Raw genomic sequence first — 21,954 nt, 5'->3', positions numbered from 1 at the left:
CTTTCGCGGGGATGACGACGTTAGCTGGCAGTGCCGGCCTGGGGGTGGTTCGGGGTCAGGATCAACGTCCGCCCCTCCACCCGCCAGCTCTTCAGCCGCGACAGGAAGTTCATCCCCACCACATCCATGTCGCCGAACGCCGGCGAGGTGACGACAGGCAAGTCGCGCGCGACGATGTTGCCGATGCGGAGTTCCGGCACGCTCGCGGTGGTCGCGCGGATCGATCCGTTGGCGGTCTGGATTATCATGGGGAACGGGCTGCGGTCGGCCTTGATGCCTGCGGCCTCCACCGTCGCGCTCGACAAAGCGGTCACGGTCGCGCCGCTGTCGACCAGCATCCGACGCTCGATGTCGCCGAACCGCACGGTCACCCAGAAATGCCCGTCGCTCGCCATCGGGATGCGCATTTCCCTGCCGACGACTTCCTGGCCCTGGTCAAGTCGCAGGAACGACGCGATCCGCGCGAAAGTCGGGTCGAACCGCCCGCGCTCGCCGATCAGCAGCAGCGCCAGCCCGATCGCGCCGAGCATGAACACGAACGACACGATTCGCCCGACGACGCGGAAGCGCTGGGCGAGCAGCAGCACGACGACCGCGCCGCCGATCAACAGATAGAGCGGCGTGGGTCCGCCGAAACCGTCAGCCATGACACCTACCTGCCATGACGCAGATGTATGCTGCCTGACGCGATTTCGCTAGCGCGCGATTCCGCCTGCCGCGAGCACGGCCAGCGTCACCAATTCGCTCGCGGTCGAGGTCATCGGCGCGATCTGGACGGGCTTTTCCATGCCCACCAGCATCGGCCCGATCACCGCGTCGCCGCCGAGTTCGCGCAGCAGCTTGGCCGAGATGTTCGCCGATTGCAGCCCCGGCATGATCAGCACGTTGGCCGGGCCGGACAGACGCGAGAACGGATAGTTGGCCAGCTGCTTCGGGTTGAGCGCGACGTCGGGGGCCATTTCGCCTTCATATTCGAAGCTCACCTGGCGCTGATCGAGCACCCCGACCGCCGCGCGCAGATTCTCCAGCCAGCGCCCCTCGGGGTTGCCGAACGTCGAATAGCTGAGAAACGCGACGCGCGGCTCGTGACCCATCCGCCGCGCGACCGCGGCGGTCTGTTCGGCGATATCGGCAAGTTCCTCCGCCGTCGGCCGCTCGTTGATCGTCGTATCGGCCATGAACACGGTGTGGCTCTGGCCGACCATGACGTGGATGCCGAACGCGGTGCGGCCGGGCTCGATATTGATGACGCGGCGGACCTCGCGCATCGTCTGGGCATAGGTGCGCGTGATGCCGGTGATCATCGCGTCGGCCTCGCCGAGCTGCAGCATCGTCGCGCCAAAGGTGTTGCGGTCCTGGTTGATCATCCGCTCGACATCGCGGCGCAGATAGCCGCGCCGCTGCAGCCGGTTGTAGAGGAAGTCGACCATGCGCGGCACCAACGTCGAGGTTCGGCTGTTGTGGACCTCGTAGCTCTCGACGTCCTTGACCCCGAGCGCGCGCAAGCGATCGTGGACGTCGTCGCGACCGACCAGCACCGGCGTGCCGTACCCGCCCTCGCGGAACGCGACCGCGGCGCGGAGCACGACTTCCTCCTCGCCTTCGGCGAACAGCACGCGCTTGGGCTGTGCCCGCGCGCCCTCGTAGGCCAGCGTCAGCACTGACGTCGTCGGGTTGAGCCGCGCACGGAGTTGCTGGCGATAGGCCGCCATGTCGAGGATCGGCTTGGTCGCGAAACCCGAATCCATCGCCGCCTTCGCGACCGCGGCGGGGACGACTTCCATCAGCCGCGGGTCGAACGGGGCCGGGATGATGTAGTCGGGGCCGAACGAGTGACGCACGCCGTACGCGGCGGCGACTTCCTCCGGCACCTGCTCGCGCGCGAGTTCGGCAATGGCTTGCGCGGCAGCGATCTTCATCTCCTCGTTGATCTCGGTCGCGCGCACGTCGAGCGCGCCGCGGAAGATGAACGGGAAGCCGAGCACGTTGTTGACCTGGTTCGGATAGTCGGAGCGCCCGGTCGCGATGATCGCGTCGGGGCGTGCTTCCTTCGCCAGTTCGGGCAGGATTTCGGGGACCGGATTGGCCATCGCGAAGATGATCGGCGCCTTGGCCATGTTTTTGACCATCTCCGGCGTGACCGCCCCCGCCGCCGACAGGCCGAGGAACACGTCCGCGCCCTCCAGCGCCTCTGTCAGCGTGCGCTTGTCGGTCTTGACCGCGTGCGCCGACTGCCACTGGTTCACCTTTTCGCGACCCTGATAGATCACGCCCGACCGGTCGCAGAGGATGACGTTCTCGTTGCGCACGCCCATCGCCTTGATCAGCGCGGTGCACGCGATCGCAGCGGCGCCCGCGCCGTTGACCGCGACCTTGACCTCGTCCAGCCGCCGGCCTGTCAGCAGACACGCGTTGATCAGCCCCGCCGCGGTGATGATCGCGGTGCCGTGCTGGTCGTCATGAAAGACCGGAATGTTCATCCGCTCGCGCAGCGTCTGCTCGATGATGAAGCATTCGGGCGCCTTGATGTCTTCCAGGTTGATCCCGCCGAAGCTGGGTTCGAGCAGTTCGACGCAGTTGATGAAGGCATCGACGTCCTCGGTCTTCACCTCCAGGTCGATCGAATCGACGTCGGCGAAGCGCTTGAAGAGTACCGCCTTGCCTTCCATCACCGGCTTCGACGCCAGCGCACCGAGATTGCCCATGCCGAGGATCGCGGTGCCGTTGGAGATCACCGCGACGAGGTTGCCCTTGGTCGTATAGTCGTACGCCGTCGCCGGATCGTCCGCGATCGCCTGCACCGGTACCGCGACCCCGGGCGAATAAGCGAGCGCCAGATCGCGCTGGGTCGCCATCGGCTTCGACGCGACGATCTCGATCTTGCCGGGCCGGCCCTCCGAGTGAAACAGCAACGCTTCGCGGTCGGAAAACTGGACGGACTTTTCTTCAGCCATGGGGGAGGACCTCTCTGTTGGCTCATCCTTAGAAGCCGCGCCCCGATAAGGGAACCGGCTTGCCGTCGCCTGTCGCGCGGCCGTTTCACCGCGATGACGACGCCGCCGAGCGGAAATCCGCACATTTTACCCACAGCAAAGCCGCTGGACGGGTTTGCGGCTCGTCTGGGCTGGGCTAACCGACAGGCGATGGCCGACGCCGCCCCCACCCCGATGATGGCGCAGTACTTGGCGCTAAAGGCCGAGGCTGGCGATTGCCTGTTGTTCTATCGCATGGGCGATTTCTTCGAATTGTTCTTCGACGATGCGAAGATCGCGAGCGCGGTGCTCGACATCGCGCTGACCGCACGCGGCGAGCATGAGGGCGAGAAAATCCCGATGTGCGGCGTCCCCGCGCATGCCGCGGTCGGCTATCTCCAGCGGCTGATCAAGGCCGGGCATCGGGTCGCCATTGCGGACCAGACTGAGAGCCCGGCGGAGGCGAAGAAGCGCGGCGGGTCGAAGGCGCTGGTCGCGCGTGCGATCGTGCGCGTGGTGACGGCGGGGACGCTGACCGAGGAAGCCTTGCTCGACGCGCGCGCGGCGAACTGGTGCGTCGCGATCGGCGAGACGGCGGGCGGGATAGCGGTGGCGGCGGCGGATGTGTCGACCGGGCGGTTCGAATTGGTCGAAACCGACGCCGGCGGATTGCCCGCGGAACTGGCCCGGCTCGGCGCTGCAGAAGTGATCGCTGCCGAGGGTGGCACCGTAGAAGAATACGCCACCTCGATCCGCCCCAAGAGCGAATTCGATTCCACGGCAGCTGAGGCGCGGCTGAAGCGCGTCTATGGCGTCGCGACGCTCGACGGGTTCGGCCAGTTGAGCCGTGCGGGACTCGCGGCGGCGGGCGGGCTGGTCGCGTATCTCGAACATACCGCCAAGGGCGCCCTGCCCTTCCTGCGCCCGCCGCGCGTCGCCAGTGCCGCGCAGACGATGGCGATCGACGCCGCGACGCGCGAAAGCCTGGAGCTGACCCAGACCCAGACCGGCCAGCGCAAAGGCAGCCTACTCGATTCGGTCGATCGCACGGTGACGGGCGCGGGCGCGCGATTGCTGGCGGGCGACATCGGCGCGCCGCTGATGGACAAGGCGACGATCGACGCGCGATTGGACCTTGTCCAGCGCCTGCACGACGATGGCGGGTTGCGCGAAAGCCTGCGCGGCACGCTCCGCAGTCTGCCCGACATCGGCCGCGCGCTCGGGCGGATCGCGGCAGGACGGGGCAGCCCGCGCGATCTCGGCCAGTTGCGCGACGGGCTCGACGGCGCGTGGCTGCTGGCGGAACGACTGTTCCCCTTCATTTCCCCCGTTCGTCCTGAGCCTGTCGAAGGACGTGATCTTGGCGAGGTGCGTGAAACACGTTCTTCGACAACCCCGGATCAAGTCCGGGGACGAACGGACGTTAAAAGACCCTTGCTCGATCAACTGGTCCCGCGTCTTCAAGGGCATGGCGCCCTGATAGACCTGTACAAGCGTGCGCTGGTGCCGATGCCACCGATCGATGCCGCGGACGGCGGCTATATCGCGGAAGGGTATGACTCGGCACTCGACGATCTGCGCGACGTCGGCGCGGGCGGGCGGCGCGCCATCGCCGCGCTGGAGGCCGAATATCGCGCGCGGACCGGGGCGACGGCGCTGAAGATCCGCCACAACGGCGTGCTCGGCTATCACGTCGAGGTACCGGCCAAGGCGGCCGACCCGCTGATGGCGGCGGACAGCGGGTTCACGCATCGCCAGACGCTGGCCGGCGTGGTGCGCTTCAACGCACCCGAACTGCACGAACTCGCGATGAAGGTGACGCAGGCGGGCAGCCATGCCCTCGCCGCCGAAGCAGCACATCTCGAAGACTTGACCGCCGCCGCGCTCGACAGCCGCGAGGCGATCGCCGCGACCGCCGACGCATTGGCAAGGCTCGACGTGTCGGCGGGCCTCGCCGAACGCGCCGCCGAGGGCGGCTGGGCGCGGCCGCACCTCGCCGACCATGCCTGTTTCGACATCATCGGTGGGCGTCACCCGGTGGTAGAGGACGCCGTCCGCCGCACCGGCGAGCGCTTCGTCGCCAACGATTGCGGGTTGTCGGAGAGCAACCGGCTGTGGCTCGTGACGGGCCCCAACATGGGCGGCAAATCGACCTTCCTGCGCCAGAACGCGCTGATCGCCGTCCTCGCCCAGGCCGGCAGCTACGTGCCAGCGACCAGCGCGACGCTCGGCCTCGTCGATCGGCTGTTCAGCCGCGTCGGCGCATCGGACAATCTCGCGCGCGGGCGCTCCACCTTCATGGTCGAGATGGTCGAGACCGCCGCGATCCTGGCGCAGGCGACGCCGCAATCGTTCGTCATTCTCGACGAAGTCGGGCGCGGCACCTCGACCTATGACGGGCTCGCCATCGCCTGGGCCGTGGTCGAGGCGATCCATGAGGACAATCGCTGCCGCTGCCTGTTCGCGACGCATTACCACGAGCTGACGCGGCTCGCCGAACGCTGCGACGCCTTGACGCTCCACCACGTCCGCGCGCGGGAATGGAAGGGCGATCTCGTCCTGCTCCACGAAGTCGCCGATGGTCCCGCCGATCGCTCCTACGGCCTGGCGGTAGCCCGCCTCGCCGGCCTGCCCCCCGCGACCATCGCGCGCGCCAAGGCCGTCCTCGCCAAGCTCGAGGCGGGCCGCGCCAAGACGGGCGGATTGGCGGCAGGGCTCGACGACCTCCCCCTCTTCGCCGCCGCTGTTGAGGCCGAGGAGGACGAATGCGACGCGATCCGCGCCGAGGTCGAGGCGCTCGACGTCGATGCCCTGACGCCGCGCGACGCGCTCGACATATTGTACCGTCTCAAGACTCTCGCCTGCAGCGGTTGACGCCCCGATCATTGCGCCGCTGCGGCAATGGTGCGATCCTCCGCGGTTGGGGGAGATGCGACTCATGGAAATCCAGGCAGGGCTGTTCCCGGCATCGGGACCGGGAATGCTGGCGATGCCGACGCCGTCGATGGCGGTCGCCGGGCCGACGCTGCGCACCGCGCGCGAACGGATGGGTATGACCCTGCAGGACGTGGCGGGCGAAACGCGGATCGCGGTCCGCCACCTCACCGCGATCGAGGAAGGCCGGTTCGACGGGTTCGCCGCGTCGGTCTACGCGATCGGCTTCGCGCGCAACTATGCGCGGATGGTTGGCATCTCCAACGAATGGATCACCGATTGCCTGCGCGACGAAGTGACGGCGCGATTCGACGCGCGCGAACGCTTCGACCTGGGCTGGAGCGGCCAGCCCGCGCGGCGCGTGCACGCGGTCCGGTTCAAGCGCCGCTAGACGCGTGACGGGGCGGGATTTCGCCCCTATCTGACGTTCCATGTCCTCGCGCTTCGCCAGCCTGCCGCATCGCCGCGCGATCATCGACCGGCGCACGCTGGCGGAAGCGCTCGACGCGATCGAGGGCAGCGACCGCACCAAGCTGCGTCAGGCGGCGACCAAGGCGCTGAAGGCGGCGTTGATCGCCGGCCGCGCCGAGATCGAGGCGCGGCTGATCGCGCACCCCTCGCGCGGGCTGGAGATCGCGGCGAGCCAAGCGTTCCTGATCGACCAGATCCTGCGCCTGCTCTACGATTTCACGACGCAAAGGCTCTATCCGCTGAGCAATCCGACGGCCGCCGAGAAGCTGACGCTGGTCGCGGTCGGCGGCTACGGGCGGGGCGAAATGGCGCCCTATTCGGACGTCGACATCGCCTTCCTGACGCCGTGGAAGGAAACGCCGTGGCACGAGCAGGTCGTAGAGACGATGCTCTATTCGCTCTGGGATCTTGGTTTGAAGGTCGGACAATCGGTCCGCAGCATCGACGAAATGGTGCGCCAATCGAAGAGCGACGTGACGATCCGTACCGCCTTGCTCGAAGGGCGCTACGTCTGGGGCGAGCAGGATTTGTACGACGAGGCGTCGCGGCGCTTCAAGGCGGAGGTCCAGAGCGCGACCGAACGCACCTTCATCGCGGAAAAGCTCGCCGAACGCGACGCGCGGCACAAACGAATGGGCGACACGCGCTACGTCGTCGAACCCAACGTCAAGGAGGGTAAAGGCGGTTTGCGCGACCTCCACGCACTCTTCTGGATCGGCAAGTACGTCTACAACGTCCAGACCGCGTCGCAGCTGGTCGAGACCGGGCTGTTCAGCCGCGCCGAGTACGCCCAATTCCACCGCGCCGACAATTTCCTGTGGGCGGTCCGCTGCCACCTCCACGCAATCGCGGGCCGCGCCGAAGACCGTCTAACCTTCGACATGCAGCGCGACATCGCCGAACGGATGCGGTTCGCCGACCGGCCAGGCAAGTCCAAGGTCGAGCGCTTCATGCAGTATTATTTCCTGCAGGCGAAAGCGGTCGGCAATCTGACCGGTGTGTTCCTGGCGCATCTCGACGAGAAGTTCGCGGCGCGCGGGCGGCGGTTCGGATTGCCGACGCTCAGGCGGCGGCCGTCGAAACTCCACGGCTTCGTGCTCGATCGCGGGCGGCTGGCGCTGCCCAACGACAATTTCCTGATCGAGAAGCCGACGCGGCTGATCGAGATGTTCGTGCTCGCCGATCGACACGAGATGGAAATCCATCCGCTCGCGATGCGCGCCGCTGCGCGCGACGCCAAGCTGGTCGACGACATCCGGCGCAATCCGGAAGCCAACGCGCTGTTCCTCGATCTGCTGACGAGCCGGCACAATCCCGAACTCGCGCTGCGCTGGATGAACGAGGCGGGCGTGTTCGGCCGCTTCGTGCCCGACTTCGGCCGCGTCGTCGCGCAGATGCAGTTCGACATGTACCATCATTTCACGGTCGATGAGCACACGATCCACGCGATCGGGCTGCTCAGCCGGATCGAGAAGGGCGAGCTGCAGGAGGACCATCCGCTCAGCCACGCGATCATGAAGCAGATCGCCTCGCGGCGTGTGCTGTACGTCGCGGTGCTGCTCCACGACATCGCCAAGGGGCGCGGCGGCGACCATTCGGTGCTGGGGGCGGAAGTCGCGATGCGGCTGTGCCCGCGCTTGGGCCTGACGCCGGCCGAAACCGAGACGGTGGCGTGGCTGGTACGCGCGCACCTGCTGATGTCAGCGACCGCGTTCAAGCGCGACTTGTCGGATTTCAAGACGATCCTCGATTTCGCCGAGATCGTGCAGTCGCCGGAACGTTTACGCCTGCTGCTGACGCTGACCGTGGTCGATATCCGCGCGGTCGGCCCGGGGGTGTGGAACGGGTGGAAGCGGCAGTTGCTGACTGACCTGTTCGAAGCCGCCGAGGAGGTACTGCGGCTCGGTCACAAACAGAAGGGTCGGAGCGAGCGCGTCACCGCCAAGCAGGAATCGGTCGCGGCCGCGCTCGGCTGGGATGCGAAGGCGTTCGCCAAGACGGTCAAGAAGCTGCCCGAATCCTATTGGGTTGCCGAGCCCGAGGATGTGCTCGCGGCGAACCTGCGGCTGATCGCCGGGGCCGGCACCGCGCCTTTGTCGATCGCGACGTCGGTGGAGCGCGACCGCGGCGCGACGTTGGTGACGATCTACGCCGCCGACCATCCCGGCCTGTTCTATCGTATCGCCGGCGCGATCAGCGTCGCGGGCGGCAACATCATCGACGCGCGCATCCACACCACGCGCGACGGCATGGCACTCGACAATTTCCTCGTGCAGGATCCGCTCGGCCGGCCGTTCGACGACTCCGGGCAGCTGGCACGGCTGAGGCGCGCGATCGAGGATGCGCTGGCCAATCGCAACAAGCTGACCGACCGGCTCAAGGCCAAACCCCCGCCTCGCCCCCGCGCCGAGGCGTTCGACATCAGTCCCGCGGCGTTCATCGACAACCATGCGTCGAACCGCTTCACCGTGGTCGAGGTCAATGCGCGCGACCGCCCGGCGTTGCTCCACCAGCTTGCGCACGCACTGTTCCAGTCGAAGGTGACGATCCATTCGGCGCATGTCGCGACCTATGGCGAGCGCGCGGTCGATACGTTCTACGTGACCGATCTCACGGGCGACAAGATCGACACCGCGAGCCGCGTGAAGGCGCTCGAACGGCGGCTGGTCGAAGCGGCGTCGGGCGAAGCGTTCCGCGAAGCGGCTTGAACAGGAGATCGACGATGCCGGTACTGGGAATGGGTGGCTTCTTCTTCCGCGCGAACGATCCGGACGCGCTCAACGCCTGGTATCGCGACAATCTGAACGTGGGCGCGGGATGTGCGGCGGACGATACCGGTCCGGTCGACCAATGGAGTTGGACCGTTCAGGGCGGATCGATGGTGTTCGCGCCGTTCAAGGCCGACACCGATTATTTCGCAGCGGACAAGCAGTTCATGCTCAACTTCCGCGTGAGCGATCTCGATAGCCTGATCGCGAAGCTCGACGCGAACGGGATCGAGGTGATCACGAAACCCGAATGGAACGACCCGACGACCGGACAGTTCGCGCGGATTCATGACCCTGAGGGCAACGCGATCGAATTATGGCAACCGCCAGCGGCATAAGTGTCCGCCCTGCGCGGCTGGCTGATGCCGAGCGGATCGGTGAAATCCATGTCGCCGCGTGGCGCGAAGCCTATGCCGACTTGATGCCACCCGACCGGCTCGCGGCGCTCAACGTCGCCGAGCGCGCCGCGATGTGGCGGCATCAACTCGCCAGCGGCACCGCCCGCGGGATCGCCGTCGCGGAAGCGGACGGGGCGATCGTCGGGTTCGCGTCGTGCACCATGCAGCGCTCGCCGGCGCTCGCGGCCGCAGGCTATGCGGGCGAGGTTGCCGCGCTCTACGTACTGAGAGCGGGCCAGCGTCGCGGCGCCGGGCGCTTGCTGATGCAGGCGATGGCGCGCCGACTGATCGCCGAGGGCTATCGCAGCATGGCGCTGTGGGTGCTTACCGACAACAAGCCGGCGCGGGCGTTTTACGAGCGGCTGGGTGGGGTCGCTGTGGCCGAGCGGGTCGATGGCGGGGATGCGGAAGTGGCTTACGGCTGGCGGGATGTGGCCAGCCTGATCAAAGCGTCAAACGAAAACGGCGCGGAGTAAATCCGCGCCGTCGGCCAGCGCCTTGCGCTGCCGGCCGAGTCGCCCACGCGACGTAAAATAGCGCCGCTATTTTACTTGGGCGACAGCACCATCAGCATCTGTCGGCCTTCCATGCGCGGATAGCTCTCGATCTTGGCGTCCTCGACCGTGTCGTCCTGGACGCGCTTGAGCAACGCCATGCCGAGCTGACCGTGCGACAACTCGCGACCGCGGAAGCGGAGGGTGATCTTCACCTTGTCGCCTTCACCGATGAACTTGTGCACCGCCTTCATCTTCGTCTCATAATCATGATCGTCGATGTTCGGACGCATCTTGATCTCCTTGATCTCCTGCGTCTTCTGGCTCTTGCGGGCGAGGTTGGCCTTTTTCTGGGCCTCGTACTTGAACTTGCCGACGTCCAGGAACTTGGCGACCGGCGGATCGGCGTTGGGCGACACTTCGACCAGGTCGAGACCCAGTTCGTTGGCCTGCTCCATCGCCTCGCGCGTGTACATCACGCCGAGATTCTCGCCTTCATGGTCGATCACGCGGACCTTGGGCGACTGGATGAATTCGTTGAATCGGGGGCCGTTCATCGGCGGCGCCTGCAAAGGCCGGCGCATATTGGGCGGTGGGATAGACGTAGCTCCTGTGATTGTTGGAGGGTCGATATAGTGGTTTTGCGGGGAAGGCGAAAGCCTCCCCCGCGATATCAGGCGAGATCGGGCGCCTTGGCCTCGCCGGTCAGCTTCTCGATGGCCTCGGCGAGGCTCAGCATCTGCTGCCGGTCGCTGCCCAATTGGCGCAGCGCGACGGTGCCTTCGTCGGCCTCGCGCTTGCCGACGACGAGCAGGTTCGGAACCTTCGCGAGGCTGTGTTCGCGCACCTTATAGTTGATCTTCTCGTTGCGCAGGTCGGTTTCGACCCGCAGCCCGGCCCTGCGCAAATCGGCGGCGACCTGTTCGGCATAATCGTCGGCGTCCGACACGATCGTCGCGACCACCGCCTGCACCGGCGCGAGCCAGGCCGGGACCTTGCCCGCGAAATGCTCGATCAGGATGCCGATGAACCGCTCGTAGCTGCCGAAGATCGCGCGGTGGAGCATCACCGGGCGATGGCGCTCGCCGTCCTCTCCGACGTAGGACGCGTCGAGCCGTTCGGGCAGCACGCGGTCGGACTGGATCGTGCCAACCTGCCATGTCCGTCCGATCGCATCGGTCAGGTGCCATTCGAGCTTGGGCGCGTAGAACGCCCCCTCGCCCGGCAGTTCTTCCCAGCCATATTCCTCGGTCGCCATGCCGGCGCGGACCACGGCGTCGCGCAGTTCCGCCTCGGCCTGGTCCCACATCTCCTCGGTGCCGAAGCGATTGTCAGGGCGTAGCGCGAGCTTGATCGAATAGGTGAAGCCGAAATCCTTGTAGATCCGGTCGGCCAGCGCGCAGAAATCCTGCACCTCTTGGACGATCTGGTCCTCGCGGCAGAAGATGTGCGCGTCGTCCTGCGTGAACTGACGGACACGCATCAGACCGTGCAACGCGCCGTGCGGCTCGTTGCGGTGGCAGCAGCCATTCTCGTAGAAGCGCAGCGGCAGGTCGCGGTACGATTTGATCCCCTGGCGGAAGATCAGGACGTGCGCCGGGCAATTCATCGGCTTGAGCGCCATCCACTGTGCGTCGTTGGATACGATCGGGCCGTCGTCCTCGACGTTGGGCACTTCGTCGGGGATGACGAACATGTTCTCGCGATACTTGCCCCAGTGGCCGGACTGCTCCCACTGGCGCGCGTCCATGACCTGCGGCGTCTTAACCTCGCGATAGCCAGCGGCGTCGATCGCGCGGCGCATATACGCCTCCAGCTCGCGCCAGATCATATAGCCCTTAGGGTGCCAGAACACCGATCCGTGCGCTTCGGCCTGGAGGTGGAACAGGTCCATCTCCTGCCCCAGCTTGCGGTGGTCGCGCTTGGCGGCCTCCTCCAGCCGGAACAGGTGCTCGTCGAGCTGCTTCTTGTTGAGCCAGCCGGTGCCGTAGATGCGGCTCAGCATCGCGTTATTCTGATCGCCGCGCCAATAGGCGCCCGACACGCGCGTCAGTTTGAACGCGTTGGGGTCGAGCTTGCCCGTCGAGGCAAGGTGCGGCCCGCGGCACATATCGAGCCACGCGTCTGGGCCGTTGCCGGCCTTGTAGACCGTCAGTTCTTCGCCTTCGGGCAGTTCGGCGGCCCATTCGGCCTTGAACGTCTCGCCCTGCGCCTTCCACCGATCGAGCAATTGCTGGCGCGACCAGACCTCGCGGATCAGCGGCTCGTCCTTGCCGATGACCTTGCGCATCTCGGCTTCGATCGCGGGCAGATCTTCTTCCGTGAACGGGCGGTCCTTCGGCGCGAAGTCGTAGTAGAAACCGTCGTCGGTCGCCGGGCCGAAGGTGATCTGCGTGCCGGGGAACAGGTTCTGCACCGCCTCCGCGAGTACGTGCGCGAAGTCGTGGCGCGCGAGTTCGAGCGCGTCTTTCTCGTCGCGGCTCGTCACCAGCGCGAGGTTAGCGTTGGCCTCCAGCGGCCGCGTGATATCGCGCAGTTCGCCGTCGACCCGCGCGGCGATCGCCGCCTTGGCGAGGCCGGGGCCAATCGCGGCGGCGATGTCCGCCGGCGTGGTGCCGGGCGCGACTTCACGCACGGAGCCGTCGGGGAGCGTGATCGAGAGCATGGTCTTGTTCCTGTTACCTTGCGCGCGCCTATGCACGCGGCGGCGTCCGAGGAAAAGACTGGAACGGGAGAGCGGACGCCGGCCTCACCCGTTCCCGGGCGAGGTCATCGGCGGCGCTAGACGCGCGTGCCGACAGCCCCCCGGAAACCCGGGAGGGTGGTAGTAGTCGTGAAGATCGCGCGAGCGTTCATGGGCAGGTATATAGGCCGGATCGGTTAACGACGCCAGTCACTGCTCGGTTTGCGGCTCGCGCGCGTGCTGGATCTGCCATTCGATCGACCCCCAGATGTGCGCGGTGTGCGCGGCCACGGCATCGCGCAGGCCCCGGGCATTGGGGGTCGAGGCGTCGAGCTGGTTGACCGCTTCGATGTTGGCGTCCTTCAGCTTGGCCACCATCGCGACGGGATCGGGATCGTTGTTAAGCAACGAGATCCACGTGCCTTCGACGGCCATGCGCAAGGCGACCAATTGGGCCTGCAGGTCTGCTACTTCGTCCATGTCGTCGTCCTTGAAACTGGGGATGGCGTCCCCGTCGCGGTCTGTCCGCGACCTGTCAAGGTTCAGGCGGCGACCGGTCCCACCGCGCCGGTGCGGCGCGCGATCAGTGCGGCGTGCTGCTTGTCGCTGAGGTCCGGCGACATCAATTGGCGGACGTCGGCGATATGCTTCTTCAGCCGTCCATTGAACCACGCCATCTTGGCCGCGGTCAGATCCCAGTCGAGCGGGGTTTCATCGGCCAGGAAGTCCTTGACGTTGAAGCGCAGATCCTCGGTCAACGCGATGCACTCGACCTTCACTTCGTTGACCCGCGCACGGAGCGCCGGATCGGCCTGGCCCAGCAACGGCGCGAACACCTGGCGGTGGACGAACAACTGGTACGATGCGACCAGCAACATCGAATCGGCGACGCGGCGCTTGAGATGCTTGGCGGTGGCGGGATCGCGAGCAGCGACGACTCCCTCGCCCTCGACGATCATCGCTTCGATTTCGGCATGATAAGCTTCAAGCGTCTGCGGCACGTGCCAGCCCTCCCGGAAAGACGGGTGCTAGGGCCAATTGGTTAGCAACAAGTTCGTTTCAGCACAGTCCGGCCGCAATCACGCCCAAAATGGGTCAATCCTTAGGGATTACCTGCCCGAACGGCACGACACGGTTGTTCGCGTCATGACCGATCAGCGCGCGGCCTTCGTACGGCTTCTTCATCAGCTTCGACCAATGCCAGGCGATCTGATCGGGCGAATGGCCGAAATCGGCCTGGCCGTCGGCGTCGGGCAAGGTAATCGTCCCGACCCGCAGCGAGTTGATCCCGGCCAGCTGAGTGGCGTTGGACACGGTGAACATCATCCGATCGACGCGGTAGAGATGCTCGCTGACTTCCTCGACCAGCAGATCGTGGTCGGCCAGATCGGGCAGCCATTTCGTGCCGACCATCGCGGCGAGGATCGACAGATTGAATGCGGCCGCGGGCTTGCCCGTCCCGATGATGCCGGGCTCGAGCGCGGATTTATCGCCCTTCGTCAGCCACGCCAGCGTCCGCGCCGCGCACTCGCGCCCGCCGACCTTGCGGTTGATGTCGACCGGCATCGGGCCGTGGATCGGCTTGCCGATCTTGCGCGCATAGAGCGCACCGAGCAGGAACCCCATGTCCGAATAGCCGATATACGCCTTACGCTTCGCGGCCTCTTCCAGGTGCGGGAAGATCAGGGGGAACAGCCGGTTCGATCCATAGCCGCCGCGCGCGAACCAGATCGCGTGATAGCTGGGGTCGTTGGCATATTTCAGGAACGTGTCGGCGCGCAGTTCGTCCGGCCCGGCCCAGGTATGCCCGCCGCCCGACGCCCAGCTTTGCGGGTCGATCACCAGTTCCACGCCGTATTCGGCCGCAAGCGCAGGCACGGCATCGAGCGCGTGTTCGTCGACCCGATTGGCGGGCGCCATTACCGCGATTTTCATGTGCGTCGCCGCCCCGTCCTTGCCGTCGTTCGTGAAAGCGGGGATAGCCGTATCCTATGCCCGACGCCAACACCCCGATCGACCCGTCCGACAAGCCCGCTTTCTTCGTCGGCATCGGCGGGTCGGGGATGATGCCGTTGGCGATGATCCTGGCGGCGCGCGGGCGGACGGTCGCGGGGTCGGATCGCAGCCTCGACCAGGCACGCCTGCCCGCCAAGTTCGATTATCTTCGCGACCTGGGCGTCGATCTGTTCCCGCAGGACGGCAGCGGGGTTACCTCGCCCGACCAGATCGTCGTCGCCTCCGCCGCGATCGAGGCCGCCGTCCCCGACATGATCGCCGCCGAGCGATTGGGCTGCGAGCGCCGCACGCGCGCGGCGATGCTGGCCGAATTGTTCAACGACAGCACGATGCCGATCGCCGTCGGCGGGACCAGCGGCAAATCTACCGTGACCGGCATGATCGGCTGGATCTTCCACGCCACCAACCGCGACCCGACCGTGATGAACGGCGCAGTGATGAAGAATTTCGCGACGCCCAATGCGCCGTTCGCCAGCGCGCTGGTCGGCGGCGGCGACGCCTTCGTCAGCGAAGTGGACGAAAGCGACGGGTCGATCGCGCTGTTCGCGCCGCGCGTCGCGGTGCTCAACAATGTCAGCCTCGATCACAAGAGCCTGGAAGAGCTCAATCAGTTGTTCGGCGACTTCATCGCCAAGGCCGAACTGGCCGTCGTCAACATGGACAATCCCGACGGCGCGGCGCTGGCCCGCAAGTTGCCGGCGCGCAAGGTCGTCGGCTTCGGGATCGATATCGACGCCGCGTTCAGCGCCCGCGACATCGAAGCGCGCCCGTATGGCGCGAGCTTCACGCTGGTGACCCGCGAACACGATCCGCTGCCGGTCGAGCTGCAAGTGCCGGGGCGCCACAATATCTCCAACGCGCTCGCCGCGATCGCCGCCGCGCACTGCGCCGGGATCGCGCTCGACGAAGCGGCGGTGGCGATCGGCGGGTTCACCGGGCTGAGCCGCCGGTTCGAGCTGGTCGGCGAAACGCGGGGCGTGACGGTGCTCGACGATTTCGGCCACAACCCCGACAAGATCGCCGCCACGCTTGCCACGCTCCATGCCTTTCCCGGGCGGCTGCTCGTGCTGTTCCAGCCGCACGGTTATGGTCCGCTCAAGGTGATGCGCCGCGAACTGGTCGAGGCGTTTGCGGACAATCTCAAGCCCGGCGACGTGCTGATCCTGCCCGACCCGGCCTATTACGGCGGTACCGTCACGCGCGAGGTGACCAGCGCCGACATCGTCGCGGACCTGGTCGCGACAGGCTGCGACGCCCGCCATATCGCCGACCGCGCGGAGGCCGCGACGACGATCGCCGCGCTCGCCCAAAGCGGCGACCGCGCGATCGTGATGGGCGCGCGGGATGATACGTTGAGCCAGGTCGCGGGTGATATTTTGGCGGCGATCGCGGACTGGTGAGGCTCCAAAGGTTACACTAGGGTTACACTAGCGCGGTGCCCCCCGTTGCTGCCGTCGCAGAAGCACGCGGTGGATGACATGACGATATCAAAGAGCCCGACGACGATGTCAGGCGAAATCCTACATTACCAGCGTTGATGCAGTGTCCGCCAGCGACTCGCGGGGGGCGAGACGCTGGCGAACCCGGAAAAACTGGATCAGACCGGCTTCGCGCCCGGCGTGCCGCACTTGGCGAACTTGCCGTTCAGTTTGCACCGCACGGGCTTCTTTTCCGGACACTTCATGAACTTGCCTTTGGCGTCCTTGCACGGTGCGGCGAGCGCGGGCGTGGCGGACAAGGAAGCAACAGCGAGAGCGAGAAACAGAGTGCGCATCTTTCAACTCCTTTACTGCATCGAGGAGACAAGGGGTGCTCCTGTTGGACGGCGCAGGCAAGAGTTCCGTGACCCAATTTTTTTGATGACAAGCACACTGGTCAATATGCACTTCACATACCAGAACATACCACGAACTTCGGAACAAATAAGGAATTTTATGTGGGGTGTGGGTAGAATCCGCTTGGTGAATGGGTGTGAGGGGTGTACGGCGGCGCAATGTCCCAGAAGCCTCCCCCGTTCTTTGACCTTGTGAGTCGCCAATTCGACTTGCTGCGTGAGCGGCGTGAGTTGCTGCTCACCGAGATCGCGGCCATTGACCAGAAGCTGTTGGTTGCGGCGAACGCGCTAGGCCTCACCCCCGAGGAGATTGAGGCCCCAGCCCCGGCCCCACGGCTGGAAAAGCGCGTGGACGCTCGAAGCGCCGGAACGATGAGCGGCTGGGTCCGCGATTTCTTCAAGACAGCCGATCGCGGGTACACGCGGACCGAACTTAGGGAGGTGATTGCCAACCACGATCCCGCCTTTGCCGACGCGTTGCGCAAGAACATGAACGGGTTTTACAACCTGGTGGGGCGCGCCATTGGTAGAGAGGAAATAAAGGACGTTCGCGGCGTACTTTATCCGTTCGACCGCGCGCCCATTGATGACGACGAGCAGGAAGAGGACCAAAGCCCCTCGCTTCCCCTTGCAGACAACGTAACCCCAATCATTCCAGCGGAGCGCGCGCGATGATGGTGGTTCAAAGTTCGCCCGAAAGGGTGAACCGGGGGTGTGGCGCCCCCGGTCCCGTAGGCTCATTTGTAAGGGTGACCGCCCTGATGGTCAGGGGAGCGTGGCACATGAAAAAACCGTAGTTAGATCTAGCGCCACAAATCGGCCTCTGCGCCCGCGTCTAGTCCACGCGGGCGTACGCCCATACCATGTCTGTATATCGATTGGAATCGCTAATGTCGGATGAAGCCGTCAGCGAAGAGGAAGCTGCGCGTCGGCGAGACGAGGTAGTCAAACGGATGCTTTCGACGCCTCCTACCCCCCGTGAAAAGCGACCCCGCAAAGGCAAAGTAGGTCGTCCTATTGGCACTTGATCCGACGCCGCTTTCTCTTCCGGCCGAGAGGCGGGTACTTAGACTGCGAGGTGAGGTTTTTTGTAGGTTAGGCGACGGCCAACGGTCCCTGCAACGGCGCGATCGGTACGCATGATGTCGTTGATGCCGAGGGCCTCCCGGTTCGAATAGCGAAAGTCGAACTCCGAAAGGTACCGCGCCAAGTGCTGCGATCCGCAGTGTTGGTAGATGCCCTTCATCCCCTTCTTGAACACGCTGAAAAATCCCTCGATCGTGTTCGAATGAATGGTCGTATTGCCGCGCTGAACGTATTCACCGCGTGCATGATTGACCGTGTGATGAGCAACGTAACGGGTACCAATCGTCTTATAGTGGTGGGCCTCGTCGGTCATCAAAACAGCTTCATCCGCCATGTGCTTGGCGAGGATCGGGCCAATCGACGCGTGGCTAAGCGAGCCGATCACCACCGTTGAAGCGGCGCGGCCAGTGGCGCGATCAACCAGCGAAACAATTTTATTCATGTTGTGGATTGCCATGCGGCTATTGCCGGGAACGCGACCGTAAAAAGTCTCGTCAGCTTCGACCATGGTGCCGCCCGATCCCATCGCCGGCTCATTGCCGGACGCCTTCATGGCTTCACGGATGCGATGCGCCACAAACCAAGCGGTGCGATAGGAGCCAAAGCCCAGCATCCGCTGGAGTTGAACCGAGCTGATGCCCTTCTTTGATGAGCAAAGCAGATAGGTCGCGAGGAGCCACTTGTGCAGCGGCACGTGCGACTTCTCGTAAACGGTCCCCATGATTGCAGAGAAGGGCTTGCGGCATTCTTTCGCATTGCACTTGTACAGGCCCGCGCGCGTCGTCTTACCCTTCAACTCCGTCGAATTGTCCACAACGCCGCAATGAGGGCAAACGCGCCCGTTCGGCCAACGGATACGCTCGAAATGGGCGCGAGCCGCAGCTTCATCGTTGTAAATCGGGTCGGAAAGCTTCGTGGTCATGCCTTTTGGTAGGCTACGGCTCTTGGTATGTCAAGTGCATAATGACCAGCACACTTGACTGACAAGCTCGCTTGACTGTAAAGCTTCCTTCACTGATTCGAAAGGAGCCTTTACATGTCCTTCCTCACCAAGACCCGCGCGACACGTCGCTACAATGTGCGGGTCATCGTCCTCAGCCTGCTCTATTCCGCCTTCCTGATCGGGGCGGTCTACGGGTTCAAACACCACCTCGTCGCGGGGCCGATCGCCTGGGTCGTGGCGGTCCTGCCGGCATTGCCGATCGTCGGCATCTTCGTGGCGATCGGCCTGTACCTGGTCGAAGAGAGCGACGAGTACGTCCGCATGATGACGGTGCGCCAGGCACTGTGGGCCAGCGGGTTCGCGCTCAGCATCGCGACGATCTGGGGCTTCCTCGAAAGCTTCGAGATGGTCCAGCATGTCGAAGCCTATTGGGTGTCGATCCTGTGGTTCGGCGGGCTGGGGCTCGGCACCTGCGCCAATCGGCTCTCGACCGTGGGCCGCGGCGCATGAACAACCGCCTCAAGGTCCTGCGCGCCGAGCGCAACTGGAGCCAGGGCGACCTCGCCACCGCCCTCGACGTGTCGCGCCAGAGCGTCAACGCGATCGAGACCGGCCGCTACGACCCCTCGCTCCCCCTCGCCTTCAAGATCGCCGAGACGTTCGGCCTCGCGATCGAAGAGATTTTCGTTTCTCCCTCCAAGGAAGTCTGAGCCATGAAATACATTCCCCTCCGTATCGCCGCCGCCTGCCTGACCCCGCTGCTGGTGCTGAACCCCGACCATGCCCATGCGGCGCCGGCCGCGACCTCGGCCGAAGTCCGGATGGACCACATCTCCGTCGTGACGATGGGCAAGGGATCGCCGGTCATCCTGATCCCCGGCCTGTCGAGCCCGCGTTCGGTGTGGGACGGCGTCGCGAGCGATCTGGCGAAGACGCACCGCGTGGTGCTGATCCAGGTCAACGGGTTCGCGGGTGACGATGCGGGCGCGAACCTGAAAGCTGGCGTGCTCGACGGGATCGTCACGGACGTGGATGCCTATATCGCCAAGAACAAACTGAGCGGCGCGGCGGTGATCGGGCATTCGATGGGCGGCCTTGTCGGCCTGATGCTGGCGAAGGCGCACCCGGCGGATGTCGGCAAGCTGATGATCGTCGACTCGCTGCCGTGGTTCGGGATGCTGTTCGGTCCGACCGCGACGGTCCCGGCGGTCGAGCCGCGCGCCAAGGCGATGCGCGACCAGATGGCGGCAAGCTACGGCAAGCCCGATGCAGCGAACGCGCAAGGGACCGCCAAGGCGCTGGCGCTGAAACCCGAGAGCCAGGCCAAGGTCGTCGACTATGTGATGAAGGCCGATCCGCGCGTGTCGGCGGAGGCGATGTACGAGGACATGACGACCGACCTGCGCGGCGACCTCGCCAAGATCGAGACGCCGATCACCCTGCTCTATCCGAGTTCGGCCGGGCTGCCCGCGGCGATGGCCGATCCGTTCTACAAGGGCGCCTACGCCGCCGCGCCGCACGTTACCTATCAGCGGATCGACGACAGCGCGCACTTCATCATGCTCGACCAGCCCGAGGTGTTCGCGAAGGCGGTGATGGCGTTCGTGGGGTGACGACCATATCCTCCCCCGCCAGGGGGAGGTGTCAGCTTGCTGACGGAGGGGGAGGAGGCACGTCGCTATCGATGGGCGTCCGCCCCCTCCGTCGCCTTCGGCGCGTGCGAGGTCGAACATGCCCCGCATGTTCGCGGATCGTCCGGGGGACGATCCGACCCAGCACGCTCCCCCTGGCGGGGGAGGGATTGGTCCGCTTTCGCGGGGGTGACGGAGTTGGTAGGGCGCGCATCATGACCACCGCCCCCCGTCCCGCGCTCGCCTATCACCTGACCACCGGCAAGGGTCCACCGGTCCTGTTCCTCCCCCGGCTACGCCTCCGACATGGAGGGTGCCAAAGCACTCGCACTCGAAGCATGGGCGAAGTCCGCCGGCCGCACTTTCTGCCGGTTCGACTATGCCGGATGCGGCCGCAGCGAAGGCGCGTTCGAGGACCAGACGCTGACCGGCTGGCGCGACGATGCGCTTCAAATCCTCGACCTGTTCGGCGAACCCGCAATCCTCGTCGGGTCGTCGATGGGCGGGTGGATCGCGCTGATGATCGCGCGCGACCATCCGGAAAAGGTCGCGGCGCTGGTCGGGATCGCCGCGGCCGCGGACTTCACCGATTGGGGCTTCTCGATGGACGAGAAGATGAAGCTCTTGCAGGAAGGCCGCATCGAGCGTCCCTCGCCTTATTCCGACCAGCCGACCGTCTTCACCAGCCGCTTCTGGCAATCCGGCGAAGCGTCGCGGATGACCGCGGCGGAAATCGCGATCGATTGCCCGGTGCGGTTGATCCACGGCTTCGGCGACCGCGACGTGCCGATCGACCGCACGCTGCACCTGATCCACCGCCTCCGGTCAGCCGACGTTCACGCGACGCTGATCAAGGACGGCGACCACCGCCTGTCGCGCGACGGCGACATCGCGGTGCTGATCCGGACGATAGAAAGCCTTTGATGATCTTCCTCGCGCTCGCGCTGCAAGCCGCCGACACGATGAACCCGACCGACGTACGGTATCGGGCGTGCCTCGACCTCGCGACGAGCAATCCGGAGGCGGCGCGCAACGAAGCCGAGCGGTTCCGGCTGGCGGGTGGCGGGGCGCGGGCGCGGCAGTGTCTGGGCCTCGCCTATGCGATGGAGGAACGTTGGCGCGACGCCGCGATCGCGTTCGAGGCGGCGGCGCAGGAGGCCACGACCGCGAAGGATCCACTGGCGACGCGATACTGGGCGCAGGCGGGCAATGCGTGGCTGGCGACGGGCGAGCCGGTCAAGGCCTACGCGGCGCTCAACAATGCGCTCGCGGACGGCACGCTGACCGGCCAGGACAAGGGCGAGGCATTGCTCGACCGCGCGCGGGCGCTGGTCGCGGCGGGCCAGTTGGCCGGGGCGCGGACCGATCTCGACGCGGCGCTGGACAACGCGCCGAAGGATCCACTGGCATGGCTGTTGTCGGCGACGCTGGCGCGGCGGATGAAGGACTTGCCGCGCGCGCAGAACGATATCGGGGAGGCGTTGCGGCTGTCGGCTGACGACGCGTCGGTGCAGCTGGAGGCGGGCAATATCGCCGCGCTGGCGGGCGACGCGGACGCGGCGAAGAAGGCCTGGGAAGCCGCGGTGAAGATCGCGCCGACCAGTGCGGCCGGGCAGAATGCGCGGGCGGCGCTGGGACAGTTCGATGCGCCGCCTGCGCCAGCGCCGGCACCATCGTCAAAATAGCACGTGCTCCTGCGAAAGCAGGAGCCCAGGGTCGCTTAG

At 65.7% G+C, this 21,954-nt stretch carries 20 protein-coding genes and 1 pseudogene; 12 read left to right on the top strand and 9 right to left on the bottom strand.

Going from position 1 to position 21,954, the window contains the following annotated elements:
- Positions 1-20 precede the first annotated feature (20 nt).
- Together FPZ24_RS03280 and FPZ24_RS03275 are read right to left on the bottom strand one after the other, a co-directional pair.
- Positions 21-647 carry a retropepsin-like aspartic protease family protein gene (locus FPZ24_RS03280; RefSeq protein WP_146569699.1) on the bottom strand — a complete coding sequence of 209 codons (627 nt, stop codon included), beginning with the start codon at positions 645-647 and terminating at the stop codon, positions 21-23.
- A 48-nt stretch (positions 648-695) separates the two neighbouring features.
- A complete protein-coding gene (locus FPZ24_RS03275) occupies positions 696-2,954 on the bottom strand; it encodes an NADP-dependent malic enzyme (RefSeq protein WP_146569698.1) in 2,259 nt (752 codons plus the stop codon).
- A 213-nt stretch (positions 2,955-3,167) separates the two neighbouring features.
- On the opposite strand from FPZ24_RS03275, the gene mutS reads away from it, so the two are divergent.
- The 5 genes from mutS to FPZ24_RS03250 all read left to right on the top strand — a co-directional run bounded on the left by mutS (position 3,168) and on the right by FPZ24_RS03250 (position 10,019).
- Positions 3,168-5,846 (top strand): DNA mismatch repair protein MutS, encoded by a 2,679-nt coding sequence (gene mutS, locus FPZ24_RS03270; protein WP_146574129.1) that lies wholly within the window; start codon positions 3,168-3,170, stop codon positions 5,844-5,846.
- A 64-nt stretch (positions 5,847-5,910) separates the two neighbouring features.
- The gene (locus tag FPZ24_RS03265; RefSeq protein WP_186729026.1) at positions 5,911-6,297 is read left to right on the top strand and encodes a helix-turn-helix domain-containing protein; all 387 of its coding nucleotides are present in this window, start codon (positions 5,911-5,913) and stop codon (positions 6,295-6,297) included.
- A gap of 40 nt (positions 6,298-6,337) precedes the next feature.
- On the top strand, positions 6,338-9,085 hold the full coding sequence (locus FPZ24_RS03260) for a [protein-PII] uridylyltransferase (protein ID WP_146569696.1): 2,748 nt from the start codon (positions 6,338-6,340) through the stop codon (positions 9,083-9,085).
- A 14-nt stretch (positions 9,086-9,099) separates the two neighbouring features.
- Positions 9,100-9,483 (top strand): VOC family protein, encoded by a 384-nt coding sequence (locus FPZ24_RS03255; RefSeq protein WP_146569695.1) that lies wholly within the window; start codon positions 9,100-9,102, stop codon positions 9,481-9,483.
- Complete coding sequence (locus FPZ24_RS03250) at positions 9,462-10,019, top strand: GNAT family N-acetyltransferase (RefSeq protein WP_146569694.1); 558 nt, start codon at positions 9,462-9,464, stop codon at positions 10,017-10,019. Before FPZ24_RS03255 ends, FPZ24_RS03250 begins: the two co-directional genes overlap by 22 nt.
- Before the next feature lie 71 nt (positions 10,020-10,090).
- On the opposite strand, the gene infC is transcribed toward FPZ24_RS03250, so the two are convergent.
- From infC to FPZ24_RS03225, 5 genes are all read right to left on the bottom strand, one after another.
- On the bottom strand, positions 10,091-10,621 hold the full coding sequence (infC, locus tag FPZ24_RS03245; RefSeq protein WP_146569693.1) for a translation initiation factor IF-3: 531 nt from the start codon (positions 10,619-10,621) through the stop codon (positions 10,091-10,093).
- An 89-nt stretch (positions 10,622-10,710) separates the two neighbouring features.
- Positions 10,711-12,702 carry a threonine--tRNA ligase gene (thrS, locus tag FPZ24_RS03240; RefSeq protein ID WP_146569692.1) on the bottom strand — a complete coding sequence of 664 codons (1,992 nt, stop codon included), beginning with the start codon at positions 12,700-12,702 and terminating at the stop codon, positions 10,711-10,713.
- A 228-nt stretch (positions 12,703-12,930) separates the two neighbouring features.
- Entirely contained in the window at positions 12,931-13,200 is a 270-nt protein-coding gene (locus tag FPZ24_RS03235; protein ID WP_146569691.1) for a hypothetical protein, read from the bottom strand.
- Positions 13,201-13,262: 62 nt separating this feature from the next.
- On the bottom strand, positions 13,263-13,721 hold the full coding sequence (locus FPZ24_RS03230; protein ID WP_146569690.1) for a hypothetical protein: 459 nt from the start codon (positions 13,719-13,721) through the stop codon (positions 13,263-13,265).
- Positions 13,722-13,815: 94 nt separating this feature from the next.
- Entirely contained in the window at positions 13,816-14,655 is an 840-nt protein-coding gene (locus FPZ24_RS03225; RefSeq protein WP_146569689.1) for an LD-carboxypeptidase, read from the bottom strand.
- A gap of 56 nt (positions 14,656-14,711) precedes the next feature.
- Here FPZ24_RS03225 and FPZ24_RS03220 point away from each other — a divergent pair, with 56 nt between their 5' ends.
- Positions 14,712-16,136, top strand: a complete 1,425-nt coding sequence (locus FPZ24_RS03220) for a UDP-N-acetylmuramate--L-alanine ligase (RefSeq protein WP_146569688.1) — start codon at positions 14,712-14,714, stop codon at positions 16,134-16,136.
- Positions 16,137-16,333: 197 nt separating this feature from the next.
- Here FPZ24_RS03220 and FPZ24_RS17030 read toward each other — a convergent pair whose 3' ends face one another.
- Positions 16,334-16,510 (bottom strand): hypothetical protein, encoded by a 177-nt coding sequence (locus tag FPZ24_RS17030; RefSeq protein ID WP_186729025.1) that lies wholly within the window; start codon positions 16,508-16,510, stop codon positions 16,334-16,336.
- 291 nt (positions 16,511-16,801) lie between these two features.
- On the opposite strand from FPZ24_RS17030, the gene FPZ24_RS03215 reads away from it, so the two are divergent.
- Positions 16,802-17,245: a hypothetical protein gene (locus FPZ24_RS03215; protein WP_186729024.1), complete on the top strand. Its 444-nt coding sequence runs from the start codon at positions 16,802-16,804 to the stop codon at positions 17,243-17,245.
- Positions 17,246-17,636: 391 nt separating this feature from the next.
- Here FPZ24_RS03215 and FPZ24_RS03210 read toward each other — a convergent pair whose 3' ends face one another.
- The gene (locus FPZ24_RS03210; RefSeq protein WP_146569686.1) at positions 17,637-18,578 is read right to left on the bottom strand and encodes an IS1595 family transposase; all 942 of its coding nucleotides are present in this window, start codon (positions 18,576-18,578) and stop codon (positions 17,637-17,639) included.
- 114 nt (positions 18,579-18,692) lie between these two features.
- Here FPZ24_RS03210 and FPZ24_RS03205 point away from each other — a divergent pair, with 114 nt between their 5' ends.
- The 5 genes and pseudogenes from FPZ24_RS03205 (at position 18,693) to FPZ24_RS03185 (ending at position 21,915) form a co-directional block, all read left to right on the top strand.
- Positions 18,693-19,109, top strand: a complete 417-nt coding sequence (locus FPZ24_RS03205; RefSeq protein WP_146569685.1) for a hypothetical protein — start codon at positions 18,693-18,695, stop codon at positions 19,107-19,109.
- Complete coding sequence (locus FPZ24_RS03200) at positions 19,106-19,309, top strand: helix-turn-helix transcriptional regulator (RefSeq protein WP_146569684.1); 204 nt, start codon at positions 19,106-19,108, stop codon at positions 19,307-19,309. The genes FPZ24_RS03205 and FPZ24_RS03200 overlap by 4 nt, the downstream gene beginning before the upstream one ends.
- 3 nt (positions 19,310-19,312) lie before the next feature.
- Entirely contained in the window at positions 19,313-20,212 is a 900-nt protein-coding gene (locus FPZ24_RS03195) for an alpha/beta fold hydrolase (protein ID WP_146569683.1), read from the top strand.
- A 233-nt stretch (positions 20,213-20,445) separates the two neighbouring features.
- A pseudogene (locus FPZ24_RS03190) lies at positions 20,446-21,154 on the top strand (alpha/beta fold hydrolase).
- On the top strand, positions 21,154-21,915 hold the full coding sequence (locus tag FPZ24_RS03185; RefSeq protein ID WP_186729023.1) for a tetratricopeptide repeat protein: 762 nt from the start codon (positions 21,154-21,156) through the stop codon (positions 21,913-21,915). Before FPZ24_RS03190 ends, FPZ24_RS03185 begins: the two are co-directional and overlap by 1 nt.
- Positions 21,916-21,954 lie beyond the last annotated feature (39 nt).

The sequence above is a fragment of the Sphingomonas panacisoli genome, assembly GCF_007859635.1.
GTDB lineage: Bacteria > Pseudomonadota > Alphaproteobacteria > Sphingomonadales > Sphingomonadaceae > Sphingomonas > Sphingomonas panacisoli.
The sequence above is the reverse complement of the archived record's forward strand: the minus strand, read 5'-3'. Positions and strand labels throughout refer to the sequence as shown.

What these genes read in the sequence shown, in the direction of transcription:
- mutS (WP_146574129.1), top strand. Translation starts at nt 3,168, where the DNA reads ATGATGGCGCAGTACTTGGCGCTAAAGGCCGAGGCTGGCGATTGCCTG.
- FPZ24_RS03225 (WP_146569689.1), bottom strand. Translation starts at nt 14,655, where the DNA reads ATGAAAATCGCGGTAATGGCGCCCGCCAATCGGGTCGACGAACACGCG.
- FPZ24_RS03235 (WP_146569691.1), bottom strand. Translation starts at nt 13,200, where the DNA reads ATGGACGAAGTAGCAGACCTGCAGGCCCAATTGGTCGCCTTGCGCATG.
- FPZ24_RS03275 (WP_146569698.1), bottom strand. Translation starts at nt 2,954, where the DNA reads ATGGCTGAAGAAAAGTCCGTCCAGTTTTCCGACCGCGAAGCGTTGCTG.
- FPZ24_RS03205 (WP_146569685.1), top strand. Translation starts at nt 18,693, where the DNA reads ATGTCCTTCCTCACCAAGACCCGCGCGACACGTCGCTACAATGTGCGG.
- FPZ24_RS03220 (WP_146569688.1), top strand. Translation starts at nt 14,712, where the DNA reads ATGCCCGACGCCAACACCCCGATCGACCCGTCCGACAAGCCCGCTTTC.
- thrS (WP_146569692.1), bottom strand. Translation starts at nt 12,702, where the DNA reads ATGCTCTCGATCACGCTCCCCGACGGCTCCGTGCGTGAAGTCGCGCCC.
- FPZ24_RS03250 (WP_146569694.1), top strand. Translation starts at nt 9,462, where the DNA reads ATGGCAACCGCCAGCGGCATAAGTGTCCGCCCTGCGCGGCTGGCTGAT.
- FPZ24_RS03210 (WP_146569686.1), bottom strand. Translation starts at nt 18,578, where the DNA reads ATGACCACGAAGCTTTCCGACCCGATTTACAACGATGAAGCTGCGGCT.
- FPZ24_RS03200 (WP_146569684.1), top strand. Translation starts at nt 19,106, where the DNA reads ATGAACAACCGCCTCAAGGTCCTGCGCGCCGAGCGCAACTGGAGCCAG.
- FPZ24_RS03195 (WP_146569683.1), top strand. Translation starts at nt 19,313, where the DNA reads ATGAAATACATTCCCCTCCGTATCGCCGCCGCCTGCCTGACCCCGCTG.
- infC (WP_146569693.1), bottom strand. Translation starts at nt 10,621, where the DNA reads ATGCGCCGGCCTTTGCAGGCGCCGCCGATGAACGGCCCCCGATTCAAC.
- FPZ24_RS03280 (WP_146569699.1), bottom strand. Translation starts at nt 647, where the DNA reads ATGGCTGACGGTTTCGGCGGACCCACGCCGCTCTATCTGTTGATCGGC.
- FPZ24_RS03185 (WP_186729023.1), top strand. Translation starts at nt 21,154, where the DNA reads ATGATCTTCCTCGCGCTCGCGCTGCAAGCCGCCGACACGATGAACCCG.
- FPZ24_RS17030 (WP_186729025.1), bottom strand. Translation starts at nt 16,510, where the DNA reads ATGCGCACTCTGTTTCTCGCTCTCGCTGTTGCTTCCTTGTCCGCCACG.
- FPZ24_RS03265 (WP_186729026.1), top strand. Translation starts at nt 5,911, where the DNA reads ATGGAAATCCAGGCAGGGCTGTTCCCGGCATCGGGACCGGGAATGCTG.
- FPZ24_RS03260 (WP_146569696.1), top strand. Translation starts at nt 6,338, where the DNA reads ATGTCCTCGCGCTTCGCCAGCCTGCCGCATCGCCGCGCGATCATCGAC.
- FPZ24_RS03255 (WP_146569695.1), top strand. Translation starts at nt 9,100, where the DNA reads ATGCCGGTACTGGGAATGGGTGGCTTCTTCTTCCGCGCGAACGATCCG.